This window comes from Vibrio sp. YT-16 (genome assembly GCF_033337405.1).
GTDB lineage: Bacteria > Pseudomonadota > Gammaproteobacteria > Enterobacterales > Vibrionaceae > Vibrio > Vibrio alginolyticus.
Map to the genome: position 1 here is coordinate 1 of NZ_JAWOQQ010000167.1, position 1,027 is coordinate 1,027.

Genomic DNA, 1,027 nt, shown 5'->3' on the forward strand with positions numbered 1-1,027 from the left:
GACTGGGTTGTACCGTTTAGTGAAGATACGCCACAGCGTCTGATCTCTGAAGTGCTGCCAAGCATGTTAGTTAAAGGCGGTGACTACAAACCAGAAGAGATTGCTGGTGGTAAAGAAGTGATTGCAGCAGGTGGTGAAGTTCGTGTTTTGAACTTTGAAGATGGTTGCTCAACCAGCGAAATCATCAATGCAATTAAAGGCGGCAAAGGCTAAGCCTTACTGCTTTGAACAACACTATCTGGAAGGTCGCTGCAAAGCGGCCTTTTTGTTTTTCTATGCTTGCTGTCCTACGTTCTGGTATAGCAATGCATTTGCGAGATAATCGCTATGCGTACAATGTTAGGTAGTTTGCATCGAATGATAGACAACAAAAAACGCCAGTTGAAGAATCAACTGGCGTTTTAATTTCGTTGTATAACTGAACGTTATTTCGCTGGTTTCAAACCTGCATCCACATCCAAGATGTCTTGTTCGCTTAGTGTACCAACCGCTTGGCGAAGCTGAAGAACACTCAGGATGTAGTTGTAACGAGCGTCTGAAAGGTTTTTGTTCGCATCGTATAGACGACGAGTTGCGTCTAGAACATCAACGATAGTACGAGTACCTACATCAAAACCTGCTTCTGTCGCTTCTAGCGCAGATCTCGCTGAAACTACCGATTGCTCATACGCTTTTAACGCACCAATAGAAGCGTTGATGTTGTTGTTTTGTGCACGAACATCTTTCACTACGCTACGGTACTGAGCTTCAAGATCTTCGCTTGCTGCAACGTACGCAAACTCAGCTTGTTTGGTTTGTGATGTCACGTTGCCACCAGTGTAAAGTGGCACTGCTAGGTTAACGCCAATATTGAAGCCGTCGCTTGTACGGTCACTATTTGCATTACGGCCAAGGCCACTGTTGTAGTTACTTTCTGTGCCTGAATAATCTCCGTAGTTGTAACCACCATCTAGAGATAACGTTGGTAGGTGACCAGAGCTAGCTAGTGAGATGTTGTCGCGCGCGATGTCTTGAGAAATACGAGCTG

General features: G+C 45.1%; 1 protein-coding gene and 1 pseudogene. One reads left to right on the top strand and one right to left on the bottom strand.

The genetic code is table 11. The annotated features are described in order from the left end of the window. Positions 1–213: pseudogene (locus tag R7F07_RS25505) on the top strand (bifunctional heptose 7-phosphate kinase/heptose 1-phosphate adenyltransferase); the annotation flags it as partial. Positions 214–425: 212 nt separating this feature from the next. Here R7F07_RS25505 and R7F07_RS25510 read toward each other — a convergent pair. Continuing rightward, the coding region (locus R7F07_RS25510) for a TolC family protein (RefSeq protein WP_318110709.1) at positions 426–1,027 on the bottom strand (602 nt) is incomplete at its 5' end.